At 56.5% G+C, this 23,937-nt stretch carries 22 protein-coding genes and 1 tRNA gene; 14 read left to right on the top strand and 9 right to left on the bottom strand.

Going from position 1 to position 23,937, the window contains the following annotated elements; genetic code table 11:
- The first annotated feature begins 47 nt into the window (after nucleotides 1–47).
- The 12 genes from folP to pnp all read left to right on the top strand — a co-directional run bounded on the left by folP (nucleotide 48) and on the right by pnp (nucleotide 12,701).
- Nucleotides 48–881 (top strand): dihydropteroate synthase, encoded by an 834-nt coding sequence (gene folP / locus MARLIPOL_RS04375; protein WP_012136879.1) that lies wholly within the window; start codon nucleotides 48–50, stop codon nucleotides 879–881.
- Complete coding sequence (gene glmM / locus MARLIPOL_RS04370) at nucleotides 878–2,221, top strand: phosphoglucosamine mutase (protein ID WP_012136878.1); 1,344 nt, start codon at nucleotides 878–880, stop codon at nucleotides 2,219–2,221. The genes folP and glmM overlap by 4 nt, the downstream gene beginning before the upstream one ends.
- A 74-nt stretch (nucleotides 2,222–2,295) precedes the next feature.
- Nucleotides 2,296–3,060: a triose-phosphate isomerase gene (tpiA, locus tag MARLIPOL_RS04365; protein ID WP_082446037.1), complete on the top strand. Its 765-nt coding sequence runs from the start codon at nucleotides 2,296–2,298 to the stop codon at nucleotides 3,058–3,060.
- Between the two features lie 42 nt (nucleotides 3,061–3,102).
- Nucleotides 3,103–3,477 (top strand): preprotein translocase subunit SecG, encoded by a 375-nt coding sequence (gene secG, locus MARLIPOL_RS04360; protein ID WP_012136876.1) that lies wholly within the window; start codon nucleotides 3,103–3,105, stop codon nucleotides 3,475–3,477.
- Between the two features lie 7 nt (nucleotides 3,478–3,484).
- A tRNA-Leu gene (locus tag MARLIPOL_RS04355) sits at nucleotides 3,485–3,569 on the top strand.
- Between the two features lie 361 nt (nucleotides 3,570–3,930).
- Nucleotides 3,931–4,392, top strand: a complete 462-nt coding sequence (rimP, locus tag MARLIPOL_RS04350; RefSeq protein WP_012136875.1) for a ribosome maturation factor RimP — start codon at nucleotides 3,931–3,933, stop codon at nucleotides 4,390–4,392.
- 42 nt (nucleotides 4,393–4,434) lie between these two features.
- Entirely contained in the window at nucleotides 4,435–5,928 is a 1,494-nt protein-coding gene (gene nusA, locus MARLIPOL_RS04345) for a transcription termination factor NusA (RefSeq protein ID WP_012136874.1), read from the top strand.
- A gap of 18 nt (nucleotides 5,929–5,946) precedes the next feature.
- Entirely contained in the window at nucleotides 5,947–8,511 is a 2,565-nt protein-coding gene (gene infB / locus MARLIPOL_RS04340; protein WP_012136873.1) for a translation initiation factor IF-2, read from the top strand.
- On the top strand, nucleotides 8,511–8,933 hold the full coding sequence (gene rbfA / locus MARLIPOL_RS04335) for a 30S ribosome-binding factor RbfA (RefSeq protein ID WP_012136872.1): 423 nt from the start codon (nucleotides 8,511–8,513) through the stop codon (nucleotides 8,931–8,933). The genes infB and rbfA overlap by 1 nt, the downstream gene beginning before the upstream one ends.
- The gene (gene truB, locus MARLIPOL_RS04330) at nucleotides 8,930–9,850 is read left to right on the top strand and encodes a tRNA pseudouridine(55) synthase TruB (RefSeq protein WP_012136871.1); all 921 of its coding nucleotides are present in this window, start codon (nucleotides 8,930–8,932) and stop codon (nucleotides 9,848–9,850) included. Before rbfA ends, truB begins: the two co-directional genes overlap by 4 nt.
- A gap of 91 nt (nucleotides 9,851–9,941) precedes the next feature.
- On the top strand, nucleotides 9,942–10,211 hold the full coding sequence (rpsO, locus tag MARLIPOL_RS04325) for a 30S ribosomal protein S15 (protein WP_012136870.1): 270 nt from the start codon (nucleotides 9,942–9,944) through the stop codon (nucleotides 10,209–10,211).
- A gap of 375 nt (nucleotides 10,212–10,586) precedes the next feature.
- Nucleotides 10,587–12,701 carry a polyribonucleotide nucleotidyltransferase gene (pnp, locus tag MARLIPOL_RS04320; protein WP_186008471.1) on the top strand — a complete coding sequence of 705 codons (2,115 nt, stop codon included), beginning with the start codon at nucleotides 10,587–10,589 and terminating at the stop codon, nucleotides 12,699–12,701.
- 195 nt (nucleotides 12,702–12,896) lie between these two features.
- Here pnp and MARLIPOL_RS04315 read toward each other — a convergent pair whose 3' ends face one another.
- The 3 genes from MARLIPOL_RS04315 to MARLIPOL_RS04305 all read right to left on the bottom strand — a co-directional run bounded on the left by MARLIPOL_RS04315 (nucleotide 12,897) and on the right by MARLIPOL_RS04305 (nucleotide 16,156).
- Nucleotides 12,897–13,766, bottom strand: coding sequence for an alpha/beta hydrolase (locus tag MARLIPOL_RS04315; protein ID WP_012136868.1), 870 nt, complete (start codon nucleotides 13,764–13,766; stop codon nucleotides 12,897–12,899).
- Complete coding sequence (locus tag MARLIPOL_RS04310; protein WP_012136867.1) at nucleotides 13,736–15,604, bottom strand: Lnb N-terminal periplasmic domain-containing protein; 1,869 nt, start codon at nucleotides 15,602–15,604, stop codon at nucleotides 13,736–13,738. The genes MARLIPOL_RS04315 and MARLIPOL_RS04310 overlap by 31 nt, the downstream gene beginning before the upstream one ends.
- Nucleotides 15,605–15,691: 87 nt before the next feature.
- A complete protein-coding gene (locus MARLIPOL_RS04305; RefSeq protein ID WP_012136866.1) occupies nucleotides 15,692–16,156 on the bottom strand; it encodes a DUF3015 domain-containing protein in 465 nt (154 codons plus the stop codon).
- A 320-nt stretch (nucleotides 16,157–16,476) separates the two neighbouring features.
- On the opposite strand from MARLIPOL_RS04305, the gene MARLIPOL_RS04300 reads away from it, so the two are divergent.
- A complete protein-coding gene (locus MARLIPOL_RS04300; protein WP_012136865.1) occupies nucleotides 16,477–16,911 on the top strand; it encodes a hypothetical protein in 435 nt (144 codons plus the stop codon).
- 95 nt (nucleotides 16,912–17,006) lie between these two features.
- On the opposite strand, the gene MARLIPOL_RS04295 is transcribed toward MARLIPOL_RS04300, so the two are convergent.
- The 6 genes from MARLIPOL_RS04295 to MARLIPOL_RS04270 all read right to left on the bottom strand — a co-directional run bounded on the left by MARLIPOL_RS04295 (nucleotide 17,007) and on the right by MARLIPOL_RS04270 (nucleotide 22,958).
- Nucleotides 17,007–17,708, bottom strand: coding sequence for an ABC transporter ATP-binding protein (locus tag MARLIPOL_RS04295; RefSeq protein WP_012136864.1), 702 nt, complete (start codon nucleotides 17,706–17,708; stop codon nucleotides 17,007–17,009).
- A 9-nt stretch (nucleotides 17,709–17,717) separates the two neighbouring features.
- Nucleotides 17,718–18,473 (bottom strand): high-affinity branched-chain amino acid ABC transporter ATP-binding protein LivG, encoded by a 756-nt coding sequence (gene livG / locus MARLIPOL_RS04290; protein ID WP_012136863.1) that lies wholly within the window; start codon nucleotides 18,471–18,473, stop codon nucleotides 17,718–17,720.
- Between the two features lie 6 nt (nucleotides 18,474–18,479).
- On the bottom strand, nucleotides 18,480–19,751 hold the full coding sequence (locus tag MARLIPOL_RS04285; RefSeq protein WP_012136862.1) for a high-affinity branched-chain amino acid ABC transporter permease LivM: 1,272 nt from the start codon (nucleotides 19,749–19,751) through the stop codon (nucleotides 18,480–18,482).
- The gene (livH, locus tag MARLIPOL_RS04280) at nucleotides 19,751–20,674 is read right to left on the bottom strand and encodes a high-affinity branched-chain amino acid ABC transporter permease LivH (protein ID WP_012136861.1); all 924 of its coding nucleotides are present in this window, start codon (nucleotides 20,672–20,674) and stop codon (nucleotides 19,751–19,753) included. The genes MARLIPOL_RS04285 and livH overlap by 1 nt, the downstream gene beginning before the upstream one ends.
- 162 nt (nucleotides 20,675–20,836) lie before the next feature.
- A complete protein-coding gene (locus MARLIPOL_RS04275; protein WP_012136860.1) occupies nucleotides 20,837–21,949 on the bottom strand; it encodes a branched-chain amino acid ABC transporter substrate-binding protein in 1,113 nt (370 codons plus the stop codon).
- A gap of 130 nt (nucleotides 21,950–22,079) precedes the next feature.
- Nucleotides 22,080–22,958, bottom strand: coding sequence for a tetratricopeptide repeat protein (locus MARLIPOL_RS04270; protein ID WP_036190705.1), 879 nt, complete (start codon nucleotides 22,956–22,958; stop codon nucleotides 22,080–22,082).
- A 346-nt stretch (nucleotides 22,959–23,304) separates the two neighbouring features.
- Here MARLIPOL_RS04270 and MARLIPOL_RS04265 point away from each other — a divergent pair, with 346 nt between their 5' ends.
- On the top strand, nucleotides 23,305–23,799 hold the full coding sequence (locus MARLIPOL_RS04265) for a MarR family winged helix-turn-helix transcriptional regulator (RefSeq protein ID WP_036190703.1): 495 nt from the start codon (nucleotides 23,305–23,307) through the stop codon (nucleotides 23,797–23,799).
- The last annotated feature ends 138 nt before the right edge of the window (nucleotides 23,800–23,937 follow it).

Raw genomic sequence — 23,937 nt, 5'->3', positions numbered from 1 at the left:
CTTTTCGGGCGGCGTTTGTTTTTGTGTGCGGCTTGAAAGGATGGCCTATGGAAATGAACTTTGCCGGCCGGGTATTGGATATGTCCCGCTGCCACGTCATGGGTATTCTGAATGTTACGCCGGATTCCTTCTCCGATGGCGGGCGCTTCAATCGACCGGATGCAGCGCTCTCACGTGCTCGCCAGATGGTTGCTGATGGTGCCGCGTTTATCGACGTCGGTGGGGAGTCGACCAGACCCGGGGCCGCTCAAGTGTCGGTCGCGGAGGAGCTGGATCGGGTCTGTCCCGTGGTGGAGGCAATTGCCCGGGAGCTGGATACTGTTATCTCGGTGGATACCTCCGCTCCCGAGGTCATGGCTGAAGCCGTCAAGTTGGGCGCGGGCCTGATTAACGATGTGCGGGCACTGCAGCGTAAAGGCGCGCCGGAAACGGCTGCCACAGCAGGCGTTCCGGTTTGTATTATGCATATCCAGGGAGAGCCTGATTCCATGCAGGATAATCCCGAATACCGCAGCGTACGGCGGGAAGTCAGTTTGTTCCTGACGGAGCGTATGCGTGTGGCCGAGGCGGCAGGTGTAAAACCGGAAAGCATCATTCTCGATCCCGGTTTCGGGTTTGGGAAAACGCTTGAGCACAATCTACAGTTATTGGCTTCCCTGGAGCAGCTGCATATTCTCGGGCATCCATTGCTGGTGGGTGTGTCCCGTAAAAGCATGCTGGGCCATATTACCGGGCGTGAAGTCAATGAACGGTTGCCGGCGAGCCTTGCTGCCGCGACAATATCCGCCATGAAGGGTGCATCCATTATTCGCGCCCACGACGTCCGGGAAACCGTGGATGCCGTCAGCGTTGTGGCGGCCATGAAGGAGGCAGGTCGATGACCGAGAGAAAATATTTTGGCACGGATGGGATCCGTGGTTGTGTCGGGGAGTCTCCGATCACCCCCGAGTTTATGTTGTACCTCGGGTGGGCTGCCGGGCAAGCATTCAAGCGGGCAGGCCAGCGCAATAGCGTTTTGATCGGCAAGGATACCCGGCTTTCCGGGTATATGTTTGAATCAGCGCTTGAGGCCGGGTTGTCCGCTGCCGGCGTTGACGTCAAGTTACTGGGGCCGATGCCGACGCCTGCTATCGCTTATCTGACCCGGACGTTCAGGGCGTCTGCCGGGATCGTCATCAGTGCCTCTCATAACCCCCATCAGGATAACGGCATCAAGTTTTTCTCTGCCAACGGCACCAAGCTCGATGATGCTCTGGAAGCGGAGATTGAACGCTGGATGGACGAGCCCATCAAGGTCTGCGATGCCGCGGATCTGGGCAAGGCGTCCCGGGTGGATGATGCGCCCGGTCGCTACGTGGAATTCTGTAAGAGTACGGTGCCGAATGATTTCACTCTGGAAGGTCTGAGCGTCGTGCTCGATTGCGCCCATGGTGCCACCTATCATGTGGCTCCCAAGGTGTTTCGTGAGCTGGGCGCCACGGTGTCGGTGATTGGTGCTTCCCCGGATGGCCTGAATATCAACAAGGAGGTCGGGTCTACCCACCTGGAGGCCCTGAAGCGGGCGGTGCTGGAGAAGGGGGCGGACTTGGGGATCGCATTTGACGGTGACGGAGACCGGGTGTTGATGGTGGACCGGGATGGCTCTGAAGTGGACGGCGATGAGCTGCTGTATGTCATCGCCTCCCAGCGGCACGCGGCGGGAAGCCTTCATGGCGGGGTCGTTGGTACCCTGATGACCAACCTGGGTGTTGAGTTGGCATTGAAAGAGCTGGGTATCGAGTTTGAGCGAGCCAAGGTCGGGGATCGTTATGTCATGGAGCGCCTGATTCAACATGATTGGCTCTTGGGTGGTGAAGGCTCTGGCCACTTGGTGATAAGGGATTGCACGTCCACCGGTGATGGTATCGTGTCGGCGCTGCAGGTTCTGTTGGCCGTCGGTCGCTCTGGTAAAACGCTTGCCGAACTGCGTCAGGGTATGAGCAAGTTGCCGCAGAAGATGATCAACGTCCGGGTAGATCAGCGTTTTGATCCTCTGGGGCGTGAAGACATCGCGGTTGCTGTGCGTAAGGCCGAGGCTGATCTTGGTGACACAGGGCGCGTACTGTTGCGCGCATCCGGCACCGAGCCGTTGATCCGGGTTATGACGGAAGGGCAGAATGCCTCTGAAATCACTCGCATAGCGGAAGAGCTTGCAGTTGTTGTCGAGAGCTCTCGTGCCTGAGATTGTGTGTGGGAGAGTTGTCTGGTTGGGTGGACTGCTGTATAGTTCGCCCTCCCTTGAGCACGGGGGCTGTTATGCGCCGTAAGATCGTAGCCGGAAACTGGAAAATGAACGGGTCGACAGACCTGGTGGAAAAGCTGGTTGGCTATGTCCGGTCAGGGGTGTCATCCCTTGATAATGGTGTGGAGGCTGTTATTATTCCTCCCGCTCTGTATATCCGGGACGTTAAGTCTCTGGCGAGTGATCAGCTTTCGGTCGGTGTGCAGAACGTTGCGTGCTGGGAATCCGGGGCTTATACCGGTGAAGTGTCGGCTGGCATGGCAAAAGATTGCGGTTGCCGCTACGCACTGGTTGGTCATTCCGAGCGCAGGCAACTGTTTGCGGAGACCGATGCAGCCGTTGCAGAAAAGGTTGCGCAGTTGCTGTCTCAGGGGTTGGTTGCCATTGTGTGTGTTGGCGAAACCCTCGCGGAGCGTGAAGCCGGACAGGCGGAAGAGATAGTGTCCGCGCAGGTTCGTAAGGGGCTGGCGAGTGTGAGCGCGGGTGATTGGCAGAATGTCGTGGTTGCCTATGAGCCGGTGTGGGCTATAGGAACCGGAAAGACGGCCACTGCCGATGATGCGCAGGCGATGCATCAGTCAATTCGCGGTGTTTTGAGAAATCTGGGAGCGCCGGCGGATACGATTTCCCTGCTTTACGGCGGCAGTGTAAAAGCGGATAATGCAGCCGCTCTTTTTGCTCAGCCGGATATAGACGGTGGTTTGATCGGCGGGGCATCGTTGATTGGAAAAGATTTTGTGAGTATCTGCCAGGCTATGCCAGCAGGTTCTGAAAGTTAAAGGTTCGCGAAAGCCATTAGCAAGAGTCATTAGAGAGTCGTTATGGATTGGTTGGAAACACTGGTTGTCGTTGTGCACGTGGTTATCGCCGTGGCGCTGGTGGGTCTGGTGCTGATCCAGCAGGGAAAAGGTGCGGATGCTGGTGCGGCATTTGGTGGCGGTGCGTCACAGACCGTATTCGGTAGTCAGGGTAGCGGTAGCTTCCTGACACGTTTGACCACCCTGTTGGCGGTCGTGTTCTTTGTAACAAGTTTTTCGCTGGCAATCTTTGCCAAGGAGCGCGCTGAAGTTGCTGGTGAGGCCGGTATCCCGGTTGTCCAGGAGTCTTCAGAAGCATCTGCTCCGGTAAATGTTGAAGAAAGCGAAGCCGAGAGCGGGGAGTCTTCCAGTGAAGACGAACTCCCCGAGCTCGAGTAAAGGTGTTGCCCAGGTGGTGGAACTGGTAGACACGCTATCTTGAGGGGGTAGTGGCGAAAGCCGTGCCGGTTCGAGTCCGGCCCTGGGCACCATATAGAAGAAAAGCGGCTTGGATTTCCCAGGCCGTTTTTTTTGGTCAGTCCTTGACCAGTCTTGCCGGCATCTCTATACTCCGGCGGATATTGGAGCGGGCTTTGGACTAGGTCCGGCCGGCTCCTGGCAGGCCAGGTGTCTGTCAGCAGGGAACGGTTTGAATGGGTTTGTTTCCTGTGAGTTCTTGCAACAAAAGGCCCCACTCGTTCGGGGCTTTTTGATTAAGGGGCCTGGCGCATCAGGCCCTGGTGCATAAAAAGGGCTGATCAACAGCCCTTTTTTTGTTTCCGGGGTCCGGAAAATCCCGGGATTCGGGGAATTCAGGGGTTCTGGAAATCAAGAGATGGAGACAGTAAAACCTTGTCAGCCAAGCTAAAGCAACTGGAAGACCTTTTACGGCCAATCGTTGAAGGCCTGGGGTACGAGTTCTGGGGCGTTGAATTTCGCTCACAGGGACATCATTCCCTGTTGAGAATTTTTATTGACGATGCCGAAAACGGCATCGGCATAGATGACTGTGAGAAAGTCAGCCGGCAAGCCAGCGGTGTCATGGACGTGGAAGACCCTATCCAGACCGAATATACCCTGGAGGTATCGTCTCCGGGTATGGATCGTCCGCTGTTTCGTCTTGAGCAATATGAGGCATTTGCCGGACACCAGGTTCAGCTGAAGTTGCGAATGGCTTTTGAAGGACGTCGCAAGTTTCAGGGCCTGATCAAGGGCGTGGAAGGTGATGACGTCGTGATCGTAGTCGACGATCACGAGTATCTGTTGCCGTTCGACAGTATCGAGAAAGCCAACATCGTTCCGGTTTTTGAATAAGTCGGTGGACGCAAAGTTTATTTTTAAGGGCAGGGCAATCCAATGAGTAAAGAGATCTTGCTGGTGGTTGAATCCGTCTCGAACGAAAAAGGTGTCGAGAAGGATGTCATTTTTGAAGCAATCGAGCTGGCGCTCGCCACCGCTGCCAAAAAACGTTACGAAGATGAAGAGGCCGATATCCGGGTTTCCATCGATCGTCGCACCGGCGAATACGAAACCTTCCGTCGCTGGTTGGTTGTGGACAACGATGCCGTTCCGGCACTCGGTACCGAGCTGACCCTGCAGGAAGCGGAAGAGATCGATACCGCGCTGCGGCCGGGCGATATTCACGAAGAAAAAATTGAATCGGTCGCCTTTGGCCGGATTGGTGCCCAGGCGGCCAAGCAGATTATCTTCCAGAAGGTTCGCGAAGCTGAGCGCACCAAGATTGTCGACAGTTACCGTGACCGTGTCCACGAACTGGTGTCCGGTACCGTAAAGAAAGTGACCCGTGACAATGTCATTGTCGATCTGGGTTCGAATGCCGAAGCATTGCTGCCGCGTGAACACCTGATTCCGCGGGAAACATTCCGCATGGGCGATCGTGTTCGCTCGCTGCTGCTGGAAATTCGTACTGATCATCGCGGTCCCCAGCTGATTCTGAGCCGCACCGATCCGCAAATGCTGATCGAGCTGTTCCGCATTGAGGTTCCGGAGATCGCTGAAGAGCTGATCGAAATTCGCGGCGCTGCCCGTGATCCCGGTTCCCGGGCCAAGATTGCGGTGAAGACTAACGATCGCCGTATCGACCCGGTCGGGGCCTGTGTAGGTATGCGTGGTTCCCGTGTTCAGGCTGTTTCCAATGAGCTGGGTGGTGAGCGTGTGGATATCGTGCTGTGGGACGACAACCCTGCGCAGCTGGTGATCAACGCCATGGCACCGGCGGAAGTGGCGTCCATTGTAATGGACGAAGATCGTCACACCATGGAAGTGGCGGTCGCGGAAGATAATCTGGCCCAGGCCATAGGCCGTAACGGCCAGAATGTGCGCCTGGCCACCGAGCTGACCGGCTGGACTCTGAACGTGATGACGGAAGAGGAAGCGGGTGAGCGTCAGGAGCAGGAATACAATCGCCTGCTTGAGCATTTTACCAGCAATCTGGATGTGGATGAGGAGTTTGCCGGCGTATTGATCGAAGAAGGGTTTACGTCCATCGAGGAGGTGGCGTACGTCCCCATGGAAGAAATGCTGGCCATTGACGGATTTGATGAAGAGACCGTCACTGAGCTGCGTCGCCGTGCCAAGGATGTCCTGTTGAATCAGGCCCTGGCCAGTGAAGAGGCGCTTGAGGGCTCTGAGCCCGCGGAAGATCTTCTCGGTATGGATGGTATGGACCGTAGCCTGGCCTTCAAGTTGGCGGGTATGGGGATTCGTACCATGGAAGATCTCGCCGAGCAGTCAGTCGATGACCTGCTTGATATTGAAGGTATGGATGAAGAGCGTGCAGGACAGCTGATTATGACTGCACGCGCACCCTGGTTTGAAGACCAGGCCTAATTCGGGAGGAGGACCTGTATGGCTGAAGTAACGGTAAAACAACTGGCCGCAGACGTAGGCGCTCCCGTGGATCGTTTGCTGAAGCAGATCGTTGAGGCGGGGCTGAAAGCCCGCTCCGAGAACGACTCTGTCTCCAGCGATGAGAAGCAGCAGTTGCTGGCTTATCTGAGAAAGAATCACGGTGATAGTAACGCAGAGCCGAACAAGATCACTCTGAAGCGTAAAACCACCACCACTCTCAAAGCTGGCCGCGCCAAGACAGTGAATGTAGAAGTTCGCAAGCGCCGCACGTACATCAAGCGCGCCGAACTGGCACCGGAGTCGGAAGCACCCCAGCCGGAAGAAGCGGTAGCAGAAACTCCTGTAGCTCAGGAAGCTGCTCAGGAAGCACCGCAAGTAACGGCAGATCAGACCGCCCAGCCGGAGGCCGATAAGGCAACTACCGCGGAAGCGGCGCAGGCAGAATCGGCTCCGGCCGACGATAAGCCAGCGGCGAAGGCAGAGCCGAAGAAGGATGAGGAAGAAGTTTCCATTCCTGCACCTGAGGATATGCCGATTCCGCCGCCTGAAGAAGGCGAAGGCAAAGATCGCAAGCCGAAGAAGAAAAAGGAAAAGGTTCGTGAGCGCGGTGATGAGCCGGATGATGGCAAGCCCAAGAAGAAGTCAGCGGGTCACCGCGGACCTCGCAGTCGTCCGGTTGAAGAGCCTCTGATTATCAATGAGGACGAGGAAGACACCACGCTGCGCAAACCACTGCGTGCGAAAAAGAAACCCAAAGAGAAGCGTCACGGCTTTGAGAGGCCGACCAAACCAATGGTTAGAGAAGTACAGATTCCCGAGACCATTACTGTTGGCGACCTTGCCCAGCGTATGGCGGTCAAGGCGGCAGACGTAATCAAGACGCTGATGGGTATGGGCGTTATGGCAACCATCAATCAGGCACTGGACCAGGAAACTGCGATCCTGGTGACTGAGGAGCTGGGCCATACTCCGAAAGCCGTCAGTGAAGATGCGTTCGAGGAAGAGGTTCTCAGTGAGTTCTCCTTCGAAGGCAAGGAAAAGGCCAAGCGTGCGCCGGTCGTCAGTGTCATGGGGCACGTTGACCACGGTAAGACGTCACTGCTGGATTATATCCGCCGTACCAAGGTGGCTTCCGGCGAGTCTGGTGGTATTACCCAGCACATCGGTGCTTACCACGTGCAAACCGATCACGGCATGGTGTCCTTCCTGGATACCCCTGGCCACGCGGCTTTTACAGCCATGCGTGCCCGTGGTGCCCAGTGCACGGATATTGTGGTCCTGGTAGTGGCCGCTGACGACGGTGTTATGCCGCAGACCAAGGAAGCCGTGGATCACGCCCGTTCTGCAGGCGTTCCGATTGTGGTAGCCATCAACAAGATGGACAAGGAAGCAGCGGATCCTGACCGTATCAAGACCGAATTGGCCGGTATGGAAGTGATTCCGGAAGACTGGGGCGGCGACGTACAGTTTGTTCCGGTTTCCGCTCACACCGGTGAGGGCATAGATGACCTTCTGGAAGCCTTGATACTTCAGTCCGAGATCCTCGAGCTGGAAGCGTCTCCGGATGCGCCAGCCAAGGGTGTGGTTGTCGAGTCCAGCCTCGAGCGCGGTCGCGGTTCCGTGGCCACGGTTCTGGTCCAGAACGGTACCCTGCGTCAGGGTGACATGGTTGTAGCTGGTTCCTACTTCGGTAAGGTCCGTGCGATGACCGATGAAGCCGGCAAACAGACCAAAGAAGCCGGTCCGTCCATTCCGGTTGAGATCCTTGGCCTGAACGGCACCCCGGACGCCGGCGATGAGTTCTTCGCCGTAGCCGATGAGAAGAAGGCCAAAGAACTGGCCGAGTTCCGTCAGACCCGTGAGCGTGAACAACGTCTCCAGCGTCAGCAGGCGGCCAAGCTCGAGAACCTGTTTGAGAACATGGGCAAGGATGAGGTCAAAACCCTCAACGTTGTCCTCAAGACCGATGTCCGTGGTTCCCTGGAAGCCATTTCCAAGGCCCTGCAGGATCTTGGCAACGAGGAAGTACAGGTCAAGATCGTATCGTCCGGCGTTGGCGGTATTGCCGAGACCGACATCAGTCTGGCGATGGCAACCAATGCCGTAATCTTTGGCTTCAATGTCCGTGCGGATACGGCTGCCAAACGCCTGGTTGAGCAGGAAGGTCTGGATCTTCGCTACTACAGCATCATCTATAACCTGATTGATGATGTGAAAGCCGCCCTGACTGGTATGCTCGCACCTGAGTTCCGCGAAGATATCGTGGGTATTGCGGACGTACGTGACGTCTTCCGTTCACCGAAGTTTGGCCAGGTGGCCGGCTGTATGGTGACTGAGGGTACCGTATACCGTAACAAGCCGATCCGCGTCCTGCGTGACAACGTGGTGATCTTTGAAGGCGAGCTGGAATCCCTGCGTCGCTTCAAGGATGACGTACCGGAAGTCCGTAACGGCATGGAATGTGGTATCGGTGTTAAAGGCTACGATGTAAAAGTCGGTGACCAGATCGAAGTCTTCGATCGTGTCAGAGTCGAGCGTAAGCTCGAGTCCACGGGGGCCTGATGCCAAGAGAGTTCAGTCGTATTGATCGCATCGGCGATCAGATGCAGCGTGAGCTGGCCCAGCTGATCCAGCGGGAAGTAAAAGACCCGCGGGTCGGCATGGTAACGGTCAATGCCGTCAAGGTAAGTCGCGATCTTGGGTATGCTGATATCTACGTGTCCCTGCTGTCCACTGAAGAACTGACGGAAGAGTCTCCGGAGGTCAAGGAGTCTCTGTCAGTTCTCAACAAGGCGTCGGGATTCCTGCGGGGCCAGGTAGGTCGGGCCATGAAGCTGCGGGTTATGCCGCAGCTGAGGTTTCACTTCGACACGCTCCAGGGCTACAGCCGCAAAATGGATAATCTGATTCGGCAGGCGGTGGGCGACAAACCTGCAGTCTCTGATGACGATACGTCCTCGGATGATTCGGAGCGAGACGCTTGAGTCGCAGACGCAAAGGCCGTGACGTTAACGGTATCCTGGTGATCGACAAGCCTCTGGATGTCACATCCAACGGCATCCTGCAGCAGGTCAAGCGTCTGTTTGGTGCGGCCAAGGCCGGCCACACCGGCGCGCTCGATCCACTGGCGACGGGTGTTCTTCCTCTCTGCTTTGGTGAAGCCACCAAGTTCTCCCAGATGATGCTGGACAGTGACAAGTCCTACATCGCTACGGCGAAGCTGGGTGTGCGCACGGAAACTGGCGATAGCGAAGGCGCCGTGGTTGAGGAAAAGCCCGTGCCCGCAGAGTTGGATTCCGCGAGCCTGGAGCCAGTACTGGAATGGTTTCGTGGGGATATCCAGCAAGTGCCCTCCATGTACTCGGCCTTGAAGCACAAGGGCCGTCCGCTCTACGAATACGCCCGGGAAGGCATCGAAGTCGAGCGTCCTGCCCGCCCCGTCACTATCTACGAGCTAACACTGCTCGATGTACGTGATGATGAGATGGACATTGCGGTCAGTTGCACCAAGGGTACGTATATTCGCTCACTGGTTGAGGATATTGGTGAGGCGCTTGGATGTGGTGCCCATGTGACTGCCTTGCGCCGTACCATGGCTTCGGGTTTTACTCTGGCAGATGCCTATCCTGTTGATAAGCTTGAGGCTATGCGCGAGCGTGATGAGAGTCTGGATGGCCTGTTAGTGGCTCCTGATGCGGCCCTGTCGATGTTCCCGGAACAGGAATTGAGCGGCCAGTCACTGGTGTCGATAATTAACGGGCAACCAGTTAGAATACCGGGTCAGCCCCTTGATGGGTTCGTTCGCCTGTATGGCAACGAGCGGTTCATAGGGTTGGCGGAAGCATTCCCGGAAGGGGAGGCCACCAGACTGGTGCCTCGCCGACTGGTGAAGAGCAGCTGACGCGGTTATTAATCGCGGAGGCTGGTTAGCCGGGCTGTAGAGATGCGTGGTTCGGCCGAATTTAATAGCATCGCAAACCATGAGGTGAGTTATGGCACTGTCTGCCAATGAGAAAGCACAGATCGTTCAGGATTTTCAGCAAGGTGATGGCGATACCGGTTCCCCGGAAGTTCAGGTGGCTCTGCTGAGCGCCAACATCAACAAGCTGCAGGATCACTTCAAGACCAACAAGCAGGATCATCATTCCCGCCGTGGTCTGATCCGGATGGTAAACCAGCGTCGTAAGCTGCTGGACTACCTCAAGCGTAAGAACGCCGACCGTTACCTGGATCTCATCCAGCGTCTGGGTCTGCGTCGCTAATCCGGTCGTTATAGCGACCTGAAGGTCAATCGTCCGCGTTTGGGGCGCATTGACCATCAACTGGCGGGGTGCCTTGGGTGCCTCGCCAGTTGTGCTTTTCTCAGTTCAGCAATGCTGCAGTGAGTTTGTCGGTAGATCGGGGATTCCCTGTCGTAATGGAAAGCCGAAATTGATAGCAGGTTGTTGAAAAGCCCGGCTCTGAGTTCCCCCTGTGGAATGACTGTCGATGCCCGGGGTTTTACAACAGCCTGTTAGCTTTCAGGCGGGTTACCCTTCAGATTACCTCACGAACATCCTGTAGCTGTAGCGGCCAATCCGCAGGGGCGGTTAGGCTGAGTCAATTTGGATAAGATAATTTCAGGAGTTACCGTGGATCTGAATCCCGTAAAGAAAAGTTTTGAATTGGGTGGCAAGACCGTCACTCTGGAAACCGGCCGCATTGCCCGTCAGGCAACCGGTTCTGTCCTCGTCACCATTGACGATATTTCCGTTCTCGGCACCGTTGTTGGTGCCAAGGAAGCGAAGCCGGGCCAGCCGTTCTTTCCGCTGACCGTTAACTACTTCGAGAAGACCTACGCGGTTGGTAAAATTCCGGGTGGTTTCTTCAAGCGTGAAGGTCGTCCTTCCGAGAAAGAGACCCTGACTTCCCGTCTGATCGACCGTCCGATCCGTCCTCTGTTCCCGAACGGTTTCATGAACGAAGTCCAGGTCATCACCACCGTGATGTCCTCCAGCAAGAACCAGGATCCGGACATTGCCGCCATGCTGGCCGCTTCTGCCGCGCTGTCCATTTCCGGCATCCCGTTCGACGGCCCGATTGGTGCTTCCCGTGTGGGTTACACCAACGAAAAAGGCTACTTCCTGAATCCGACTTTTGAAGAGCTGCAAACTTCTTTGCTGGACATGGTCGTTGCCGGTACTGAAGACGCGGTGCTGATGGTGGAATCCGAAGCCAAGGGCCTGACCGAAGATCAGATGCTCGGTGCCGTGCTGTATGGCCATCAGGAAATGCAGACTGCCGTAGCCGCCATCAAGGAATTCGCTGCCGAGATTGGCAAGCCGCGTTGGGAGTGGCAGCCAGAGCCTGAGAACACCGAGCTGCTGAATGCCGTCAAGTCCGAGGCTTCCGCTGCCATCGAGGAAGCTTACAGCATCCGTGACAAGATGGAGCGTTACGCGCGTTTGGGTGAGATCAAGACTGCGTTGGTTGAGAAGCTGGCGGGTGAAGAGGAAGGACAGCCTTCCGAGAGTGAAGTCAAAAAGTATTTCGGCAAGGTGGAAAAGTCCATCGTCCGGAATCAGGTGATCGACGGCAAGCCGCGTATCGACGGTCGTGACACCAAGACTGTCCGCCCGATTGATATCGAAGTGGGTGTCCTGCCCAGCGTTCATGGTTCTGCGCTGTTCACCCGTGGTGAAACCCAGGCCATCGTGACGACCACTCTCGGTACCTCCCGTGATGTGCAGATCATCGATGCGCTGGAAGGTGAGCGTAAGGATCCGTTCCTGTTCCACTACAACTTCCCTCCATATTCCGTGGGTGAAGCCGGTCGTGTGGGTACGCCGGGTCGTCGTGAAGTGGGTCACGGGCGTCTGGCCAAGCGCGGTGTTCTGGCGGTTATGCCGACTCTGGATGAGTTCCCGTACGCCATCCGTGCGGTATCCGAAATCACCGAATCCAATGGTTCCAGCTCCATGGCATCTGTCTGTGGTTCCAGTCTGGCGCTGATGGATGCCGGTGTGCCAATCAAGGCTCCGGTGGCCGGTATTGCGATGGGTCTGGTCAAGGAAGGCGACAAGTTCGCGGTTCTGACCGACATTTTGGGTGATGAGGATCACCTGGGTGACATGGATTTCAAGGTTGCCGGTACCAAAGAGGGTATTACTGCCCTGCAGATGGATATCAAGATCAACGGCATCACCGACGAGATCATGGAAATCGCCCTGGAGCAGGCTCACGAAGCGCGTCTGCACATTCTGGGTGAGATGAACAAGGTCATCTCCGAGCCGCGCTCCGAGCTGTCTGCCCGTGCCCCGAGCATCACCGCAATCAAGATCAATCCTGACAAGATCCGTGACGTTATCGGTAAGGGTGGCTCCACCATTCGTGCCATCTGTGACGAGACCGGTGCCTCCATCGATCTGGATGACGACGGCAACGTGAAGATCTACGCGGATAACCAGGAAGCAGCCCAAGCGGCGGTTAACCGGGTTAAGGAAATCACTGCGGAGATCGAGGTTGGCGCTATCTACAAGGGCCGTGTTGAGCGCATTGTAGACTTCGGTGCTTTTGTTAACATCCTGCCGGGTAAGGACGGTCTGGTACACATTTCCCAGATCTCCGAGCGCCGTATCGAGAACGTGACTGACGAGCTGAGCGAAGGTCAGGAAGTTCTGGTCAAGGTGCTGGATGTGGACAACCGTGGTCGCGTTAAGCTGTCCATGAAGGAAATCAAGGAAGGCGACGAGCCGACCGATTTCTCTGCCTGATCATTTTCGGGCTTGATAAAAACCCGCCTTTCCTCTGGATTGGCGGGTTTTTTAATGCTTCATACTTGGGTGCATGCAGCGGTTGAGCCTCTCTTTTCAAAAGACGCTACGAGCACATCCATGTGCGCTTCTTTCGGGCCGTCCATGGCCCTCAAGCCTTTTGAAAAGAGAGGCCCAACCGCTGCCCATACCTTGTCAATGCCTGCTCATAAACCCTAGTACAGATTCTTTATAAGCGGGGATCACGAACGTCGCCGCATGGGGCGTATCGGTCGGCAGAAACTGTTTGGGCTCATTCGCCGCCTCATACAACGCCTCCCCTTGATGAAATGGGATAATCCCGTCACGCTGGCTGTGAATCACCATCACCGGCACCGGACTGATGCGTCCGATATGGTCCACGCCTTCATACTCGTCGGTAATGGTCCAGCTAAGCGGAATCTGGAACGGCCAGGTCAGCCAGAAGCTGCCGAGTTTCTCCCTGGCAATGCCGCGGAAGCCGGAAAAGGTGCCATCAATGATGACGCCGGAGAGCGGCGGTTGTTCCTGCCGTTGTACCCATTCGCTGGCGAGCGCGATGCCGAGGGCGCCGCCCAGGCTTTGGCCCAGAAGGTAGACCGGGCGATTGTCTGTTTGCGGTTGTTCCACCAGCCAGCGCAGGCCAGTTTCGCTGTCGTGCAGGGTGCCTTCTATGTCGGGAGCGCCGGTTGAGCGGCCGTAGCCGCGGTAGTCGATGAGGAAGACGTTGTAGCCTTTCTCCGGCAGCCAGGCGACGTTCATCAGGTGGCTGCTGATGTTCTGGGCGTTGCCATGAAGGAAGTACACCGTGCCTTTTGCGGCGCTCTCAGGGGCGGCTGCGGGCAGCCACCAGCCATGGAGTGTTTCACCGTCGGCGGTGTCCAGGAATACGTCGTCGTATTCCAGGTTGAGCCGGTCTGGCGTGATGTAGGTGACCTTGTCCGGGTAGAAGAACACGCTGCTGCAACCGGATTGCAGCAGTAGAAGCAGGGTCAGGCCGGTGCCGGCGAAGGCCCTCAGAAGTAGGCGTGCAGTCCCAATTGCCATGTGGAGCGATACCTGTCGTAGTGGTCTTCGCGGCTGAACTCGCCGAACAGGCTGAAGTCCCGTCCGAGATGCCAGCCGGCCTTGGTATAGAGTTGATCCTGACGGTGTTGGCTACCGACAATCCAGGCTTTGGTTTTGACACCCGCCATCAGGCTGAAGCGATTGTTCTGATGCAGCAACCCAAGGTCAGCCCCGGGGGCCGCGTCATAGCCTTTGTGGAGGTCGTCATCGATTTCTAGGTCGGCGGTGGCCAGGGCAAAGGCCTGGATATTCGCTCCGAGGATCCAGCTGCCACCGGCGCCGCCTTCCAGGTAGGGTGTGAATACCCGGTGGTTTTCGGTGTCCGTGCGGCGCCCGCCGAAGCCGACTTGCCAGGATAATGGCGAGAAGAACTGATTGCGGGGCGACAGCGAGCGGATTTCCACGCCAACAAGCTGTTCCAGCTGCAGTTCGTCGTTATCGGTGTAGTAACGGGCATCCAGTCTCAGGAACTGTAACTGTGCGCCACCCCGATACCCGGCGGGTGGGTCGAGTACGTCGTGGTAGGCCGGGCGCAGGGTCAGCTGGCTGAAGTTGCGGTCCCCCAGGCGACCACCGGCCAGGCTGAAGCGGAAGGTGTCGTGGCCCTGGTCGTCCCGTACTTTCGGCTCGGGAGGCTTTTCCGGGGCGGATACATCGCGTATCTGGCTGCGAGTGCTCAGCAGGTCGTGTGACAGCGGTGCCGCGTGCTCTCGTGGCCAGGCTTCGGCTTCGCTCTGGTAACGCACATAATCGTACGTTGCATCCAGCAGGTGGGCTCGCTCCCGGTCGGGCAGCTGTTTGACCTCCCCGGAATCCACAGCGACGTAGCCGTTGGCAATAGCTGCCGCCAGTATCTGGTGATCGGGGGGCAGGGTGTCCAGTGAGTAGGCCACGCTGGTTGCCGCCGAGGGCCGGTATATCACTTCTTCTACCAGGTTCTTGTCCACCACCCAGCGCACGGTATCCGAGGGGATGGCGTGGGTGCTGACTTCATTGAGCAGGTCGGTTCCCGGCCGTGCAACGTCGATCAGCGCCAGTAGACGATAAGCGCAGTTTTCGTCGAAGAAGTAATAGTCGAAGTTGATGTCCTTCAGTTCCCAGGCGTGGGCAAGCATGACGTCAACTTCGTCCTGGGTCAGGTTGAGCTGGTATTCCCACAGGTCCCGGTGTTCGATATCGGAATACAGGCGGACCATCTCGTAATAGGGTTTGATGGACGTAATTCCGGGGTAGCCACCAAAAATGCCCTTGTAGGCGAACAGGATTTCACTGTCGTGGGCTTCGGCATCCGCTGCGTAGGAGATGGTGTCGGCCAGCAGAAGATCGGCTTCTTCGTCGTCCTGGGGCGGGTCCAGCCGGATAAAGGTATGACCAAACATGGAAGACGGACTGTTCAGGTAGGACGCGGCAAACACCAGGGTGACGGTTTCGGTGTTCAGGGTGTTCTTCCAGTCATCGTATCCGGGACAGTTGATCTCATTGCGCGGCAGGTTCAGATGCTGCCTCAGCCAGCTGTCCCTGGCAGGGAAGCGGCATCGGGCGTGTTCATCGCCTTCGCCGGGTTCGGTGATGGCTTCGAGAGTGGCCTGTAATTCGACCCGGGGGGAGTGTTTGCCGTTTTCGCTGAGGAAGAAGGCATCATCGTCTGCCTGACTGGTATAGCCGTCAGAATACTGGTTAGGCTGATAGTGGATCAGCGTCAGCCAGTCGGGATGTTCGTGAAGCTTTCCTGGGTCTTCTGTTAGAGGTGTGGCGAAAGTGTGGGTGCCTGTTGCCAGCCAGATCAAGGCCAGCCCGTACTGGAACGTAGTGCGCATGAATTGTCAGTAAAGTCCGGGTTGGTCGGATGTCGTGTAACGGGAGTGCGCCGTCCCTGGCGCAGTGGGTCCCTTGATGTGCAAAGATCAGGCAGCCACGTACTTGCTGAGCGCCTCATCCTTTTCCAGCAACGCTACGATGGCGTCAACCGCTTCACCGGATGTGGTTTCAGAGGTCGGAAAAATGGTTGCAAAGTTATCCTGAAGGATCTGGCGGAATGAGTCGCGGTCTGCTTCATCCACACCCAGAAGAACAGCCATGGTATCGAGGTTCTCACCAGAACCCCGGGACATGTCACGGGCTACCTTGTCGATGTTGCTGTCCATGTACATGGCCATGGATTGCACCGATTGGTTGGTCTGACAGCCCAGGGTACCTGTGGTCATGCCAAAGGTCTGGTTACCGAAAGTACCGTTGGTGGTAGCGGCCAGAACGTGGGGGGCAATGCCGGACTGGCCCTTCCAGATCATGGCGCCGACGCCGCAACCAGGCTGAGCAAAAGCCATGGAAGATGCGCCCAGAAGAATTGCACCTGCAATCAGTTTTTTCATTATCCACTCCTTGTTGTGGTCTAGCTTTTGTCGCTTGCCGTGGCTGGCCACTTGGTGGCGTGCCCACGGTAACGGCCCTGACAGATTTCCCATGGAGACAGGTTGACCGTTCCGATGAGTATAGTCCAATTCCATGGAAAACAAGTTTAAAGCGATGTGAGTTATTGATTTGTCCCGGAAAGAGAAAAAATATGATCACGTGTTCATATTCCATAAAGAGATTAAAAAAATAAAAAATGATCAATCTTGTTATATGTGGGTTCTTTGGGTATAGTGCGCGCGGCCATGAAGGCTTACACACAACACATGGAGATCATTCTGTGAATAAAGCACTTATCGCATCCAGCCTGCTGCTGGCCGTCGCAATGACCGGCTGCTCATCCCTGAACGTCAGCTCCAGCCCGGTTCCTCTCAACGGTTCCGTGGCGACCGATATCAAGGCCGATATTGAAGTTGGCGAGAAAATTACCGGCCAGTCTTCCGCCACCAAGGTTCTGTTCTTCACCATGAGTGATGACAACGAGTTTGCGGATGGAATGGAATACGGTAACGGTGGCGGCAGCGCCTTCGGTCTGGGTGGTCTGGACCCGGTATCGGCTGTTAAATCAGCGGCTGCCTACAATGCCATTTCGGCATCCGGGGCTGATGTAATCGTGGCTCCCCGCTACACCGTCAAGAAGAACGACTATGTGGTGTATGGCACCATTGACGTCACTGTTGAAGGTTACAAGGGCACCATCAAGAGCGTGAAATAAGCAGGAGTGCGAAATCAGCACTGCCGTGAGCGCTTGATACAGAAAAGCCGGAGTGTGTTGTCACATTCCGGCTTTTCTGGTTTCAGGGGTGGTGATTAACCACCAAGATAGGCGTTCTGCACATCCGGATTGGCCAACAGGTTCTTACCTGTGTCGTGCAGCCGGATTTTGCCGGTTTCCAGGACATAGCCTCGATCAGCCAGATTCAGAGCCTGGTGGGCATTCTGCTCGACCAGGAACACGGTGATACCTTCCTCTCTGAGGTGACCAATGATCTCGAAGATCTGCTTGATGACCAGTGGTGCCAGCCCCAGGGAGGGCTCGTCCAGAATGATCATATGGGGTTTGCTCATCAGCGCCCGGCCAATGGCCAGCATCTGTTGCTCCCCGCCGGACATGGTGCCTGCGCGCTGGTGTTCGCGCTCCTTCAGCCGTGGGAACAGCTCATAGACGTGATCCTGGCTCTTGCGGATTTCGGCCTTTGTGTTGAAAAAGCCCCCCATATGGAGGTTCTCTTCCACTGTCAGACCGGAGAAGACACGCCGACCTTCGGGCACAATCGAGATCCCCGAGCGCATGATGGTGGCCGTAGGTTCGCGGGTGATATCCCGCCCCTCCAGGATGATCCGTCCAGAAGTGGCCTGGGGGTTGCCGCAAACGGTCATCAACAGGGTTGTCTTGCCGGCGCCATTGGCGCCAATCAGTGAAACAATCTCACCCTTCTTTACTTCGACGGACACACCGTGCAGTGCTTCGATCTTGCCGTAGTGGGTGTGGACATCTTCTAGTACTAGCATGGACATACCTCAGGCCTCACCCAGATAGGCTTTAATGACAGCATCGTTATTGCGGATCTCGTCCGGCGTTCCGCTGGCCAGGGGGCGGCCCTGGTTGATGACATTGATGCGGTCGGAAATATCCATCACCAGACTCATGTCGTGTTCAATGAGTACAACAGACACGTTGTAGTCTTCCTTGAGGCTGACGATCAACTGATTCAGGTCCCGGGTTTCTGCCGGGTTCAGGCCGGCCGCAGGTTCGTCCAGCATTAACAGCTTGGGTTCGGTGACCATGCAACGGGCAATTTCCAATCGCCGCTGCTGACCATAGGCCAGGTTGCCGGCGTCCCGGTTGGCGAGGTCCAGCAAACCAACCCGGTCGAGCCAATAACTGGCACGATCCAGGGATTTCTGTTCCCGCTCACGGTAGCCTGGCGTTTTCAGCAAGCCAGAGATCAGGTTGGTATTCAGGTGGCGGTGCTGGGCGACCAGCAGATTCTCTACCACAGTCATGCGATTGAACAGGCGAACGTGCTGGAACGTGCGCACCATTCCAAGGCGGGAAATCCGGAAATCCGGTTTGCCCTGAACCTCATGTCCCTCGAACAGGATTTTGCCGCCGGTAGGTTTGTAGAAACCGCTCATACAGTTGAATACGGTGGTTTTCCCCGCGCCGTTGGGGCCGATAATGGATACGATTTCGTGTTCCTGAACATCCAGGGAAACCTGATCGACCGCCAGGAGCCCGCCAAAGCGCATGGACAGATTCTGTACTTCAAGCATCGTCCGTTACTCCTGTTTTTCCAGTTCGATATGGATGCGGCGCATGGGCATCAGGCCCTGTGGGCGCCAGACCATCATCAGTACCATGGCGGCACCGAAGATCAGCATCCGGTATTCGGAAAACTCCCGGGCCAGCTCCGGCAGAATGGTGACCGCGATGGCGGCGAGAATCACACCGAGCTGCGAGCCCATGCCCCCGAGTACCACGATCGCCAGGACAATGGCGGATTCCAGGAAGACGAACGATTCCGGACTGATAAAGCCCTGCTTGGACGCAAACACAGTGCCGGCGAAACCGGCAAAGAATGCGCCGATGGTGAACGCTGACAGCTTCACCGCCGTGCGGCTCAGCCCCAGCGAGCGGGCAGCGATTTCGTCTTCCCGCAGGGCTTCCCAGGCGCGACCGACTGGCATGCGCATCAGGCGCCGGATTACCAGTGCTGTGATGACAGCGAGAACCAGGGCGATGAGATACAGGAAGATGATTTTGTGTTCGCTGCTGTAGGCAATCCCGAAGGTTTCGTGGAAGGATGTGTTACCTTCTTCCTTGACGCGCCGACCGAACTCCATGCCAAACAGGGTGGGGTCTGGAATGCCGCCGATGCCGTTGGGGCCGCCTGTGAGGCTGGTCATGTTGTTCAGCAGGATGCGGATAATCTCGCCGAATCCGAGCGTCACAATCGCCAGGTAGTCACCTCGAAGCCTGAGCACGGGAAAGCCCAGTACCAGCCCAAACGTGGCAGCCAGCAGGGCGCCTATGGGAAGTGCAAACCAGAAAGAAACCCCGTAATACTGGGACAACAGGGCGAAGGTGTAGGCCCCCACAGCATAGAAGGCCACGTAGCCCAGATCCAGCAGCCCGGCGAGTCCGACGACCACGTTGAGGCCCAGGGCCAGCATGATGTAGATCAGCACCAGAGTGGCCAGATCGACCGACCCCCGGGAAACAAAGAACGGCCAGAACAACGCCCCAATGATGATCAGGGTCAGGATAGTGGATTCCAGCTTCAACCGTTTGCTCTGCTCCATGGGCTGGCGGTTGGCCAGCGAGTTCAGTGCCGGGGCTTGGCCAAGCAACGCCATGATGTTGTCGCGGAACAGCTGGAATAGAAAGACAACCACCGCAGCCACCAGCACCGAAATAACAGTTTGGGTAGTGGCGCCTTCCAGAACGATCTCCGTTCCCGAGGCGACCAGATTAAGGCCAAGAATCGGATACGCCACAATCAGCGTGACAATGGCGCAGAACAGCGCGTGTTTCAGGTTATTTGCAGCCATCAGATCTTTTCCACCTCCGGTTTGCCGAGTAGGCCGGTAGGCTTGAAGAGAAGAATGAGTATCAGCAGTCCGAACGACACCACGTCCTTGTATTCACCGCTGAGATACCCGGAGGTCATACTCTCGGCGACGCCAAGAATCAGGCCGCCCAGCATCGCGCCCGGGATGCTGCCGATGCCACCAAGCACTGCTGCGGTAAAGGCCTTCAACCCGGCGATAAACCCGAACAGTGGGTCGATGGAACCGTAGTACATGCCCAGCAGCAGGCCGGCGACCGCCGCCAGCGCGGCGCCGATCACAAAGGTGGCCGAGATGATGCGGTTGGTATCAATGCCCAACAGACTGGCCATACCCAGGTCCTGGGAAACGGCGCGGCAGGCACGGCCAATTCGTGACCGGGATATAAACAGAGACAGTAAGGACATGCAGATCAGCGTGGTGATGAAGATCGTAATCTGCATGTAGGAAATGGAGGTCTGGAATGAATCTGCGCTACCGAAGCGGAATCCACCTTCAATCAGTGCGGGAAAGCCAATGTTGCGGGATCCCTGGGCCAAGTGGACGTAGTTCTGAAGGAAAATGGACATGCCAATGGCGGAAATCAGTGGAATCAGCCGGTGGCGTCCACGGACCGGTCGATAGGCGACCCGTTCCACGGCCCAACCCATGGAGCTGGAGACAATCATGGCGCACACAAGGGCTACGATGAGTATCAGTGGAAGCCAGGCGATACCAAGAGCCGCAAGGCCGGTTATTGCAATCAGTGCGGTGTAGGCACCGATCATGTAAATCTCACCATGGGCGAAGTTGATCATGCCAATGATGCCGTAAACCATCGTGTAGCCGATGGCGATCAGGGCATAGGTGCTCCCGATCGTCAGCCCGTTAATAAGCTGTTGCAGGAAATAAAGGAGATCTTGCATTGTTATGGGACTCCGAAAGCCTGCCTCCTCCACTGACCACACCTCACGCTCCGGTGTGCCGGCGCGGGTGCGGGAAGGATCAACAGGAGCCTAGAAAAACACCTTCTCCCGGATCGCGGTGAGAAGGTGTTCTCATTGTTACCGTTTTTTAACGATTTCGGCTCAGTTTACCGGAGTTTTGCTGCCATCTGAATGCCATTCGTACACAACGAACTCAAATGACTTCATGTCACCCTTCTCGTCATACTCAACAGTGCCGATTGGGGTATCGAAAGAGCCGCTGCGCAGGGCTGCTGCGACCTCGAAGGGATCTGTTGAATCCGCCTGCTCAATCCCCTCGGCAATGAGTTGGACGGCTGTGTAGGATGTCAGCACGAACGGGCCGGAGGGATCTTCCCCTTTTGCTTCGAAGGCCTGGACCAGACTCTTGTTCTCTTCTTTTTCATCGAAGCTCGGCGGCAGGGTCACCAGCAGACCTTCTGAGGCGTCACCGGCAATGGTGTTGATGTCTTTGTTGCCGACCCCTTCCGGGCCCATGAACACCGTATCAAGGTCAGCCTGTTCTGCCTGGCGCAGGATCAGTCCAAGCTCCGGGTGATATCCGCCATAATAGACATAGTCGACATCCGCTTGCTTGAGCTTGGTAATCAGGGATGAGAAGTCCTTGTCACCGGCGGTGATGCCTTCAAACATGGCAATTTCAACACCAGCGTTCTTCAGAGTGTCGCGGACTGCTGTGGCAATGCCTTCACCATATTGCTGCTTGTCGTGAATGATCGCGACGCGTTCGGGGTTGAGGCTGGCGAGGTACTCCCCGGCAACCGGTCCCTGCATACTGTCGAGACCGATGGTGCGAAATACCAGTTCATATCCGCGCTCAGTGATGTCCGGGCTGGTGGAGGCCGGGGTCACCATCAGGATGCCTTCATCCTCGTAGATATCGGAGGCGGGCTGGGTAGAACTGGAGCACAGGTGACCAACCACAAAGCGAACGCCATCATTCACCAGGCGGTTTGCTACGGTGACTGCCTGCTTGGGATCGCAGACATCATCCACTTCGACGGCTTCCAGCATTTCACCGTTGACTCCGCCATCTGCGTTGATGCGTTCAATGGCCATACGAGCACCGGAGAACTGCATGTCACCATACTGTGCAACTGGGCCTGTCATCGGGCCGGCAATGCCAATCTTGATTTCAGCGGCGGCATGACCTGCGCCCATCAGGGCAATGGAAGTACTAACAGCGGTTACGAGTTTCTTTACTGACGTTGTCATTGGGTCTGTCCTGTCGTGTTCCGGGTTATTCTTATGTTCTCAGATAGTTAAACAAACACCACGCCCTGCAACTTGTCAAGCTGATTGGGCCAGTCTTTGCCCCGACGCAAAGATTGTGCCTGGTCCCGCCCTAAGCGTCTGTATTGTTCTCTTCCGTGTCCGGGAAAATGAGCGCCTTGAAGCTGTCGTGATCCCGAAGTTGCTCGAAACTAGGGTCCACAGAGGCGTCATCACGGTAGGCTTCGGATATATCGATGGCCTTCTGCAGGGTTGTCACGGCGTCTTCCCATCGCCCTATTTCGGCGTAGGCGCATGCCAGTTGATAGTGCGCGTGGCCATTATCCGGTGCCAGTTTGAGGGCGCGTTGACACAGGCTGATCGCCCACAGCGGTTCCTGCATTTCAAGCACCGCATCGGCCTTGTAACTCAGAGCCTCCACATCGTCCGGTCGCAAATCCAGAATCTGGTCGTAGGCGGAAATCTTGTTTTGCTGGGACGTTTCCTGGCTGGCTTTGAGCCACAGGGAGTGCACTTCGTTAGTGCGCTCAATTTCCGCCTGGTTCTGGTGGATGATGTCGGATTTCTGCTGCAGCTGTTCCTCAATGGATTTCAACCGCTTCTCGTACTCAATGACCAGTTCGTTCACCCGTTTCTCGGCCAGGCTGGTGAGCTGGTTACGCATGTCGCGAATGGAGTTCCAGCCGATCACGACGAGGATGGAGGTTGCACCGGCGATCAGGTAGAAGAAGTAAGTTACCGTGTCGGTGGCGTAGGACATGGTTTTATCGGCAACGGACAGTTCCTTGTCCACGACTTTCTCAATCAGCTCCGCACGTGTGTTCTGCATCTCCTTGCGCAGGGCTTTGCTCTCCTCAAGCAGGTAGAGTTCCACGAACGGGGTATACATGGGCTTTTCAAGGTTCTCAATGCGTTGCTCGACATCCTCTGCGCTCAGGTCATCGGGTGGTTCCGCGGATTGCTGTGCCTGGGTGCCGGTGGCGATGAACATGGATAGAAAGAAGCCTGCGAGCAATGGCAGCAATCGGGAATTTGCCTGGAGAGCCTGTTTGATGAAATGCGTGATCATTGAGCCTTGTCCATGTACGGAATGTCTGAAAACGGTGACCTTAGCATAGTGGCCGTATGAAAAAATGCGGGAAGATCGAATAGCTGGGTAAAATGCCAACTTGCAATTGCAGGAGTAAAGACCTCTAATAGTTAGTGGTATAAATAAATTGACTGCAAGGACAGTGAGGCTGAAGCCGATGGCGAGTAGCGAAGCGCTTTACTCGAAACCGCTCAACGCCTCCGATTTCAAACAGAATGTGGCCGTGGGCCCGGATCGGAGTAGTGCCGTGAACAATTATGAACAGGTGCTGGTGGCACTGAGGCGCGTTATTCGTGCAACTGACCTGCATTCCAAGCGCCTGAGCAAGCATGCGGGCCTGACGGGGCCGCAATTGCTGATCATGCGAACGATCCGTGATCTGGGCGAGGTGACCATTGGCACGATTGCCGACAAGGTGAGTCTCAGCCAGGCGACGGTGACCACCATCCTGGATCGCCTGGAGCACCGTCAGCTGGTCTATCGGGTTCGTAGCACCCGGGACAAGCGCAAGGTGCATGCGCACCTGACTGAGGGCGGTGCGGATATCCTTGCCCGCGCGCCCCAGCCCCTGCAGGAGGACTTTATCAAGAAGTTCCAGAGCCTGCATGAGTGGGAGCAGACCATGATCATCGCGTCGCTTCAGCGGGTGGCCAACATGATGGACGCCGACGATATCGATGCCTCGCCGGTGCTCGATGTCGGGCCGGTATTGAAGGACGACGGCTGGAAGGAGAAGGCCTGAGTCGTTGGTTGGGGGCTGGTGTCAGGGTGGGGTACCTTTTCTTTCGGGAAAAGAACTCGCTGCGCTCAGACACCTTTGTCCCTGCAGAAAAGGTACCCCACCCTGACACCGATCAGACATTCAGCCACGTAGGTCGGA

Origin of the sequence: Marinobacter lipolyticus SM19, from assembly GCF_000397065.2 — a bacterium.
Taxonomy (GTDB): Bacteria; Pseudomonadota; Gammaproteobacteria; order Pseudomonadales; family Oleiphilaceae; genus Marinobacter; species Marinobacter lipolyticus.
The sequence above is the reverse complement of the archived record's forward strand: the minus strand, read 5'-3'. Positions and strand labels throughout refer to the sequence as shown.

What these genes read in the sequence shown, in the direction of transcription:
- folP (WP_012136879.1), top strand. Translation starts at nt 48, where the DNA reads ATGGAAATGAACTTTGCCGGCCGGGTATTGGATATGTCCCGCTGCCAC.
- glmM (WP_012136878.1), top strand. Translation starts at nt 878, where the DNA reads ATGACCGAGAGAAAATATTTTGGCACGGATGGGATCCGTGGTTGTGTC.
- tpiA (WP_082446037.1), top strand. Translation starts at nt 2,296, where the DNA reads ATGCGCCGTAAGATCGTAGCCGGAAACTGGAAAATGAACGGGTCGACA.
- secG (WP_012136876.1), top strand. Translation starts at nt 3,103, where the DNA reads ATGGATTGGTTGGAAACACTGGTTGTCGTTGTGCACGTGGTTATCGCC.
- nusA (WP_012136874.1), top strand. Translation starts at nt 4,435, where the DNA reads ATGAGTAAAGAGATCTTGCTGGTGGTTGAATCCGTCTCGAACGAAAAA.
- infB (WP_012136873.1), top strand. Translation starts at nt 5,947, where the DNA reads ATGGCTGAAGTAACGGTAAAACAACTGGCCGCAGACGTAGGCGCTCCC.
- rbfA (WP_012136872.1), top strand. Translation starts at nt 8,511, where the DNA reads ATGCCAAGAGAGTTCAGTCGTATTGATCGCATCGGCGATCAGATGCAG.
- rpsO (WP_012136870.1), top strand. Translation starts at nt 9,942, where the DNA reads ATGGCACTGTCTGCCAATGAGAAAGCACAGATCGTTCAGGATTTTCAG.
- MARLIPOL_RS04315 (WP_012136868.1), bottom strand. Translation starts at nt 13,766, where the DNA reads ATGGCAATTGGGACTGCACGCCTACTTCTGAGGGCCTTCGCCGGCACC.
- MARLIPOL_RS04310 (WP_012136867.1), bottom strand. Translation starts at nt 15,604, where the DNA reads ATGCGCACTACGTTCCAGTACGGGCTGGCCTTGATCTGGCTGGCAACA.
- MARLIPOL_RS04305 (WP_012136866.1), bottom strand. Translation starts at nt 16,156, where the DNA reads ATGAAAAAACTGATTGCAGGTGCAATTCTTCTGGGCGCATCTTCCATG.
- MARLIPOL_RS04295 (WP_012136864.1), bottom strand. Translation starts at nt 17,708, where the DNA reads ATGCTAGTACTAGAAGATGTCCACACCCACTACGGCAAGATCGAAGCA.
- livG (WP_012136863.1), bottom strand. Translation starts at nt 18,473, where the DNA reads ATGCTTGAAGTACAGAATCTGTCCATGCGCTTTGGCGGGCTCCTGGCG.
- MARLIPOL_RS04285 (WP_012136862.1), bottom strand. Translation starts at nt 19,751, where the DNA reads ATGGCTGCAAATAACCTGAAACACGCGCTGTTCTGCGCCATTGTCACG.
- livH (WP_012136861.1), bottom strand. Translation starts at nt 20,674, where the DNA reads ATGCAAGATCTCCTTTATTTCCTGCAACAGCTTATTAACGGGCTGACG.
- MARLIPOL_RS04275 (WP_012136860.1), bottom strand. Translation starts at nt 21,949, where the DNA reads ATGACAACGTCAGTAAAGAAACTCGTAACCGCTGTTAGTACTTCCATT.
- MARLIPOL_RS04270 (WP_036190705.1), bottom strand. Translation starts at nt 22,958, where the DNA reads ATGTTCATCGCCACCGGCACCCAGGCACAGCAATCCGCGGAACCACCC.